8 protein-coding genes are annotated in these 8,142 nt (G+C 59.8%); 2 read left to right on the plus strand and 6 right to left on the minus strand.

From position 1 onward, the window contains the following. Positions 1-40: 40 nt before the first annotated feature. The 4 genes from AC0L20_RS34265 to AC0L20_RS34280 form a co-directional block, all read right to left on the minus strand. A complete protein-coding gene (locus AC0L20_RS34265) occupies positions 41-259 on the minus strand; it encodes a hypothetical protein (RefSeq protein WP_473294882.1) in 219 nt (72 codons plus the stop codon). Positions 260-420: 161 nt separating this feature from the next. Further along, positions 421-606 carry a hypothetical protein gene (locus AC0L20_RS34270; protein WP_473294883.1) on the minus strand — a complete coding sequence of 62 codons (186 nt, stop codon included), beginning with the start codon at positions 604-606 and terminating at the stop codon, positions 421-423. Then, positions 587-2,287 (minus strand): MASE4 domain-containing protein, encoded by a 1,701-nt coding sequence (locus AC0L20_RS34275; RefSeq protein ID WP_473294884.1) that lies wholly within the window; start codon positions 2,285-2,287, stop codon positions 587-589. Before AC0L20_RS34275 ends, AC0L20_RS34270 begins: the two co-directional genes overlap by 20 nt. Positions 2,288-2,720: 433 nt before the next feature. Beyond that, on the minus strand, positions 2,721-3,593 hold the full coding sequence (locus tag AC0L20_RS34280; RefSeq protein ID WP_473294885.1) for an N-acyl homoserine lactonase family protein: 873 nt from the start codon (positions 3,591-3,593) through the stop codon (positions 2,721-2,723). Between the two features lie 602 nt (positions 3,594-4,195). On the opposite strand from AC0L20_RS34280, the gene AC0L20_RS34285 reads away from it, so the two are divergent. Next, positions 4,196-4,465, plus strand: a complete 270-nt coding sequence (locus AC0L20_RS34285; RefSeq protein ID WP_473294889.1) for a hypothetical protein — start codon at positions 4,196-4,198, stop codon at positions 4,463-4,465. A 54-nt stretch (positions 4,466-4,519) separates the two neighbouring features. On the opposite strand, the gene AC0L20_RS34290 is transcribed toward AC0L20_RS34285, so the two are convergent. Continuing rightward, entirely contained in the window at positions 4,520-6,016 is a 1,497-nt protein-coding gene (locus AC0L20_RS34290; protein WP_473294886.1) for a site-specific integrase, read from the minus strand. Between the two features lie 228 nt (positions 6,017-6,244). Here AC0L20_RS34290 and AC0L20_RS34295 point away from each other — a divergent pair, with 228 nt between their 5' ends. After that, positions 6,245-6,532 carry a hypothetical protein gene (locus AC0L20_RS34295; RefSeq protein ID WP_473294887.1) on the plus strand — a complete coding sequence of 96 codons (288 nt, stop codon included), beginning with the start codon at positions 6,245-6,247 and terminating at the stop codon, positions 6,530-6,532. 346 nt (positions 6,533-6,878) lie between these two features. Here the strand turns inward: AC0L20_RS34295 and AC0L20_RS34300 are convergent, their stop codons facing one another. After that, positions 6,879-7,616, minus strand: coding sequence for a hypothetical protein (locus AC0L20_RS34300; RefSeq protein ID WP_456768170.1), 738 nt, complete (start codon positions 7,614-7,616; stop codon positions 6,879-6,881). Between the last annotated feature and the right edge of the window lie 526 nt (positions 7,617-8,142).

Raw genomic sequence — 8,142 nt, forward strand, 5'->3', positions numbered from 1 at the left:
GTGGCCGATACCGCTGTCAATTCGCGAATTTCCTTCATGGTCATTCTCCCGAAATGATCCCTGCCGCCTTTTTTAGATGGCGGAACACGATCGCGAAATCGATGGTCAGAAGAATGCAAACGCGTAACACGCTCGTATGATTGGTTGTTGCTCTTCCAGGCAAGGTATCGGCCGGCGCGCCGATCTCGCGCAAGCGCGATGTGGTTGCGATCGAAAGCGGGACGGCGCCCTCGCTCTGATCTTTTGCTAACTTGTGCATTCAATTCGTGCCGGCCACAACCGCTGACCGATCATACCTTGATGTGATCGGAGTTCTCCGAGTGTGGTATGGCCGCGTACGCAAATAGCTCGCAGTATCACCGTTTCCCGGAGCAAAAGTCGCGCTGAAGTGACGGGAGTGGATTTCGTTTGGACACGATTTCACAGTTGGTCCTGGATGGCATCGGCGGCTTCGCCTTGCCCTACCTGGTCGGACGCGTCGGCCGATCGCGCCGGACCGTTCAGCCCGGACGCGATGCTGAGACACTTGACGGGGTAACGCGCCCATTTCGCCGAAATGTTCAGCGCGAGCACCCGGGGATTTGCGTCACGCGCAACGATCGGCAAGCGCGGCGTCGCCTCCGATCGGGAGGGTAAGGTGAAAATCCGCGCCGCGCGATCGATCGTTGGTGGCCCACAAGCGGCCTCCATGCCCTTCAACGATGGTGCGGCTTATTGACAGGCCGATGCCAACGCTGCGGGTTTTGGTGGTGACAAAGGCATTGAAAATCTGAGTCGTCAGCAGCGGCGGCAGACCAACGCCGGTATCGCTGACGGACACCGCGACCTGTCCGCCTTCCACCTGCTCGGACTTTATGACGAGTTCTCGGGTTCCGTCCGCATCGCTCATGGCCTCCATGCCGTTGATCATGAGATTCATCAGAACCTGCATCAACTGCGTGCGGTCTCCCGAGACCGGGGAAAGATCGTCCATGAGCTCGGTACGGATCGACACCGCATATCGTGCAGCCTCGCCGTGCAGCAGGATGACCATCTCCCGAATGACATCGTTCACGTCAACCAACTCGCGCAGCGGCGCGCCGTTGTCGAAGAGTTGCTGCATACGGGCGACCGTCTCTGAAGCGCGTGTTCCGTCCTTTACGATCATGCTTGCGATCGCGCGAGCCCTCTCGATATTCGGAACTTCATGCGAAAGCCAGCGCATGCAAGTCTCGGCATTTATCATGATGGCGCCAATCGGATGATTCACTTCATGCGCCAGAGACGACGTCAGCTCTCCCATGGCGGTGATCCGGCTGACACGTGCCAAATCCGCTTGCGCCTGGCGCAACCGTTCTTCCGCCCGCTTACGACAGGCAATTTCGCTCTGCAGCGTTTCATTCGCGCGCAATAGCTCCGTGGCGCGCTCTTTCAGGCGATTTGCGGCGATTGCGAGGCTGCGATACAAACGCGAGTGTTCCAGAACAAGTACGGCGAGCACGAAGCTTGCCGCCAGTGCACCGTAGATTCGTCCGGCGTAAAAACCCAGGTCATAGCGACCGCCGTTCAGGTACGAGCTCAGGGTGATGTCGCAGAACCAATAGCCCATCACGACCATAAGCCATAGATTCAGCAGGTTGCGTCGAGGGCGCGCCGCCAGCAAGACGAAGGCGCCCAGGACTAGTACGATGTCGGCGAGATTGACGATCCTTTGCCAGGGCGTAAAACCGGTTGTATCCAGCATCGGTGGGAGCAGGTGCGCATTTTCGGTGCCCCACGTCGCAGCGAACCAGCATGCGAACACGACGCCGACGACTGCGGTCACTGCCCTCGCAATCGAGATACGCGGCGGAGCGGCAATCCCATGGCTACTATCTTGAAGCAGCGCATAGAGGATCACGACGAGCGGGAAACCGCCGTGCCAGAATACACAGAGCCATAACGCTGTCTGCGGTCCCGCGCCGAGCAGACCGGTATCCGAAAACATACCGGGAAACACCATAAGTTGAACGGCACTCATCAGTGAGGCAAACAGATACCCGCTCGCCAACAGCAGCAATGCGCGCGAGCGCAGGATGTTGAATTGGCCAAAGAGAATAATGGCGGTCGTGAGATCATTGAGGGTGGATACGGCGTTGTATACAGCAACGAGAGCAGGCGAGGGCTGCATCGGCGCGCGCACATAGGGAATGCAGCCAACAAAGACGACGGCCGAAATCGCTGTTAACGTAAGGCAAAAACGCAACTCGCGAGATCCTACCGCGGCCCGGGACAGGAAGGCGCCGTCGTTCTCCACAGAAATGCTCATTGCTTCGCCAGGACGCACATTGTCGATTTCATGACCCGCTCGCCGACCCCAGCAATCACCAGCCTGCGGGACTACGATTCACCCCGGTGGCGTATCGCCGCAATCTCACGTAGTGCTCCGGATGGAGAACCCCGCTCTCGCCCGTCGCGATTGAGCCTGCTGAGGAAGAACCGATTGCGACGATCTCACGATCGTCTTTTTTGCATCCTAGAGATGCGTCATATGCTCTGCGACCGAACCTTGGTAGACGCTAGATCATACCAACGTATGAGCCGCAGCAATGATCGATAGGGCCCTGTTCCTACGATTGCTCTGGCCAACCCTCGCCTATCCAGCACAGCTCAATCCAGCTTCTTAACGGACGACTAACCCTGCTCCGGTCGGCATCGAATGGGCAAGTGGCAGTCATTCCTTTGCGAGAGGTTGACGGCTCTCAGTCATAAAATGCCGGCAGCAGTTTCAGCATGTCGGTCTGTGCCTTATCATGATTGATGAACAGCTTGGCCTGGTACGTCGCCATCATTCTCCGGACCTTGTCCATTGAGGCGATTGACGCCGCCTTGTCCGTGTTCAGGGACGGCACTATGTTTCTCTGGAAATTGTCCGCGAGATGAACAACATCGCCGGACAAAAGGATAAAACCGGAATTCTTCAGGTGAACCAACAGGGACTGGCTTCCTGGCGTGTGTCCCGGTGTCGAGACCAGCGTGATACTGCCATCGCCGAGCAGGTCTGTATCGCCGTCGACCAACTGCAGGTCTTTTGGCTTGCCCATGAGCTTGCGCGCGAGGGCCTTCAATTGATTCACATTGTTGTTCGCGCCGTCTGGAGAGTAGATCCACTTGTGCTCGGCTCGCTGCATCACAATTGTTGAATTGGGAAATAGGCCAACGTTGCCGATGTGGTCGCCATGCGTGTGGGACAGCACAACATAGGTGATGTCGTTTATCTTAAGTCCGAGGTCTGCAAGCTGACCTGTTATCGTCTTGTCGAGGTGGTAGACGATCAATTTAGGGAGGGTCGACCAGCCCTTGGGGTCGTTCAGGGTCGATTGAGGAACACCCGTATCCCACAGCACCCATTGACTTTTGTGCTCTATCAGCCAGCAAGTTGACGAGAACTCAATGCTCTTTCCTGCGTTCTCGCCCGGGGTCCACACCGACTCGTCGTTGGCAAGAGAGCGGCCGCAGTCCACCCGATAAAGTTTCTCGACAAAACCGGCCGTCGTTCGGTCGGGCAGATTCTCGTCGGTGGCTCCAGCCGACGCGCGACCGGTTGAGAATGAGGACACGATCAGGATTGACATGATGGCTATTCTTGTCCGCTTGAACATCGATCATCCTCCGTTCGGAAGCTCAAACCGGTCATGCCGCAGCCGCGGGTCGCGCCGCCCCTCTTGACGCTAACAAAGCAAAGAGGAAAAGATATCACCTCTGAGGGTCCGTTCTCTAACACCTCTAGATTACTGTCCGCAGTCGACTCCGGTCGACGCGGGTCATCCGGTTCGGTCCCCGCCGTGCCGGGGTTCACCGGTCAAAAAAGGTACTCGACGCCGTTCGATTCGGGGCGTGAACGGGCAGAAGTAAAGCATGAGCGCAGAACAGAGAGTGGTCATCGTTACGGAGCGTCAAGGCGAGCCTCGTCGAACGTGGTGCCTATCTGAAGGCTGCGGGCTGGTCGAGCCGTTACTATCGCCGCCGCCCTTTCTTCGGATATTGTTGAGTGGCCGGTAGACGAGCTCTCGTGCCCGCTGATGACGGGCACCTTATTTGTGTAGACGCAAACGGGCTCTAGATCTCAGGCGATCAATCGCGATGTGCTGCGGCGGTGCCTGGCTCGATCGCCCCCTACATCGGCGGAATAGCCGCCGTCCTGGCTTCGCTCTCCTACCTCCCGCAAGTCCGCAAGGTGTGGCCGCGAGGATCTACAGATGACCTCTCTCTCGGTATGCTGACTGCTCTGACACTAGGACTTGTTATGTGGGTCGTCTATGGAGCGTTGCAGGGGGGACAGGGTCATTGTGCTGGCCAACATCGTCGGGGCAACGCTCTCGGGTATCGCCCTCGGCTGCAAGGTCCGGGACATGACGAAGCAATGATGGGAGCGCAACTCGCTCCTTGGAAAGCTCCCGCCTCGGCCCGTCGAGATCGACCAATGCATCCGGGAAAGAAGGATTGACTAGGGCGCACGGGCGATGGCGGAATGCCGTCGCGCCACGTTCCGCGCCCTAATCTAGTCGGGATAGACGCCGCCTGCTTCCTTGAACGCCCTGAGCAGTGCATCGCTCCACAAGGCCATCGCCGCGGTTTTTTCCGGAATCCGCTGTGCCTGGAAGTACCAGCGTTTGCCGGTCTGTCCGACGCGGTCGAGCTCGTTCCTGCGGTCGCCCGCGATCTCATGGCCGATCATCAGCGATGCGGTGCCGGGGGGAAGTCCGGTCTCGTCGAGGATGTAGTCCCCCATCGTGGAGCGAATGATGTGCATGGAGAACGGAGGGATTCCGCGCAGCACGTCCCGATGATTGCCCTCACGCAGGCCGCGCATGTTGCGCAGATGGTTGGCCAGCGCGGATCCGGAGACGGCGATGTCGCCGGCCTCTGACTGCATCACGCGCGAGGCGAACACCCACTTGCTCTTCCGATTCCAGATGCCGGCGCGCTTGGCCGCCCGCGTCCAATCGCGCTTGCAGCAATCGGCGACGTGCAGCCCGAGCTGCGGAATGGGTAGCGTGAAGGGATTTTGCGCCTTCATGACTTCGGGCTGCCATGTCGCGAGGCCCCAGCCGGGCTCGCCGCGCGGGTCGGAGTAGTCGAGATCCTCCTGGGCGATCCACGTGCCGGAGCCCCGCCGGTGGCCGGTCAAGGCGTCCCACCACAGCCCCCAACGCACACCTGGCGAGATGCGCTCGTTGCCGCTGCGCGAGGCGCAGAAGCGTTCGTGCTCTGCCAGCAGCATGCCGAGGTGCTCCACCTTGAAATCGTCCTTTTTCTTCGCCCGCGCCTTGTCGCGCACGACCTTCTTTTCGATCTCTTCCTTGGTTCGACGGCGCCGCTCCGCGAGAAGCCACCATTTGCGCCCGGCAAGGCCGCTCTCCTTGCGCCTGAAGGCCGCCGCCCAATTCAGAGCCGCTTGGCCGTATGCGCGGAACTTGCGGTAAGCGTCGTAGCCGTATTCCTCGTGCAGCGCTTCCTGCACCTCTTCGAACCAGTTCTCGTCGAGGGAAGCGAGCAGGCGCGTCTCGTGCTTTTCGACCTCCTTGCGGCCGAAGATCTGCCGGACGTCGCTCTGGGTTTCCGCCGACGGGTAGATCGGGCGGCCGGAGGAATCCTCACGCATCCCGGCGATGTGGGCCTTGTATTCATCGGCCAGTCTGCCCCAGGTCCAGCCCGCCGGCGTCTCGGCCGCGTTCGTGGGATTGCCCATCCTAGCCCATTCGCGCTTGGCGGCTTCGCGCGCCTCGCGCAACCCAAGGATTCGTTCCCCTGCGGCGCTGCCCCGTTTGCGGCGCTGCGGGACCTTGCCCGCGGTCGCGGCCGGCATGGCGTCGCCGATCTTCAGCGTCCGTTCGCGCGTCTTGACCAGCCATGACGCCGAGTGCCCGCGGACCCGCAGCACCAGGTACGGCTGCAGCTTGTCGCAGACGTCATGGATTCCCTCTTGCCAGTCCAGCGCGCGCTTGAGGGCCGTCTTGACGACCTCGGGCGTGAGGTCGAGCCGTACGGAGGACATTTTCCGTTCCTTTCCCAGGCAAGGAACGGGAAGGTACCACTGCCGTACCATCGAAGTCCAAGAAAGCGACCGCCGGACACGGGGGCCGGAGCGGTCTGGCGCGAGATTTACCCATTTTTTGGTGCCAAACCGCTGTACGAGCGCCCAGGACTACAAGAGGCGGGTAATCATAATCCTGGGGTCGGGGGTTCGAGTCCCTCTCCCGCTACCATTTTTCCCGAGCTTCGCATGTCCGTCCTCCACGATGTGGTCCGTGTCCTGATCTTCGCGGATTGGGGATGCGCGGTCGTGGTCGTAGCGATGACAGCCCGCCTGGCATTTCTGAGAGCAGGAGAATGGCCGGAATGGCGCGGCCTGCTGACGCTCAGGCGCCCGCTAGCGAGTGAACTCTCAAAGGAATTCCACTCGTACAATCGCCAATTCACCCGCCTGATGCTCGCTTTCGCGGCAGTCTTGGCGATCGGCGCATTCTTGTTTTCGCTGGATACTCTGTTCTTTGGCCCGTCGAGCAATTGATGAGTCGCGGTAGCTCAGCTGGTAAGGGCACGGGATGGACTCTCCATCCGTCATTGATTTCGGTCATGGCGGCTCTAGCGATTGATCTCGTGATTGGGCCTCTCCGAAAAGGGAGCGCCTCCACATCCATGCTGTGATCATTTTCATCGTCGCCAATATAGGCTACTTGAAATCGCTCCCGGTTCTGCGCGCTTTCGGTCAACAATCCCCCACTGGTAGCGTGCTGTCGTCAATCGCTCCGTGCGTACGTTGCTAGTTGACGACGATGCGAGTCTAGTGGCGCGATCTTTCGATAACCAATCGAAGGCAGTGCCACCGTATCCGGAATCGCCCGTGCTAAGAAAAGCTAAGCGCCAGCCGGGCCCTGCGCGATATCAATGACGTGACGCTCACCGCCGACCGTGATGACTATCGTGTACATCTTGGAGCCGCCGCCCTGGTCCGTTGGTGGCGCGAGATGAAGCTGGCCCCCGTACCATTCGCCTGGCATCAAGGTGTTGTCCTTGATGACTGCTTGTTCCAGGACGGCCATGTTTCGTTGTCCCGTCTCAACGGTCGCTGCAATCATTGCGTCGTTTTGGACGGTTGCGTTGTTCTGAGCTATCGCCGCAGCCGTCGGGCTATAGAACGTACCCGAGCGACCGCTAGGCGTCGTGTAATGGCCATGGCCGGCCTGCGATGCGCCGTAGGCGTTACCGGCAACAGCGAGGCCGGTTATGAGGGCTGCGGCCACCTGACGGTTGCGTTCTTCCTGAACAAGCATTTCATAGGTAACGATCTTCATCTCAAAATCTGAACCGGCAGCATGCTGCACGGCCTCAACTTGAGCGACCCGAAAGTCGATTGGCTGTCTGCCCATATTGTTGATCCCGACGACAAAGACGGGCCGGCCGTCTTTCTGCATTTGTCGAGCCGCAGGTCGCACCAGCACCAGCGAATTCCGCTGGCGCGAAACCAAAGCGGGCTGCCCGTCACGCATGAGCGCTTGCTGCTGCGGGTTCGACGCCCGAAACTGAACTGTCTCTGTGTTGGTGACGCAGCCGCCCACCATGGCGCCAAGCGCCGCAATCACTAGAATACGCATTTTGGTCCCCCCAGACCTAAAGGCGTATCCAAGCGCAACCGGTGGATGAGCGCAATCCGGGCCGATCCGGATGTAATGTATGCTTTAGTCTGGTGACGCGGCCGATCAGGTGAGGGTGCACCTAACTCTTGAGCAATCACTCCGAGGCTTTGACGTATGGGAGGCACTGCCCGTCGGGCAAAACACCCTCCACCCCGTCAACCCCTCCCCGCGCAAATATTCCACTTTACCGAAATTCGGTTTTGACGTATGTGTCGCTCATCCCGGCTCATCCTTGAGGGGCGATCTCGTTGTCGTCTTGATTGCGAGCCGGGCTTGCGATGGACGCGGCAGCGTCGGCACGAGATGGTGCGGGCAGGGCGGGTAGTCCCTGTGAGCCCGCAACCGCGTGCGGACGAGCGGCGCTGCTAGGCTTCGTCTCGCCTGTAAGTTTCCGGCTTCGTCGACAGGGCCGGGAAAACTGCGGCGAAATGGCGGGCCGTGCGTACGGCAAAACCGTGTGGTCCTGGCCGTCGTTGCTACGGTC

The organism is Bradyrhizobium sp. Kon58 (genome assembly GCF_055807455.1).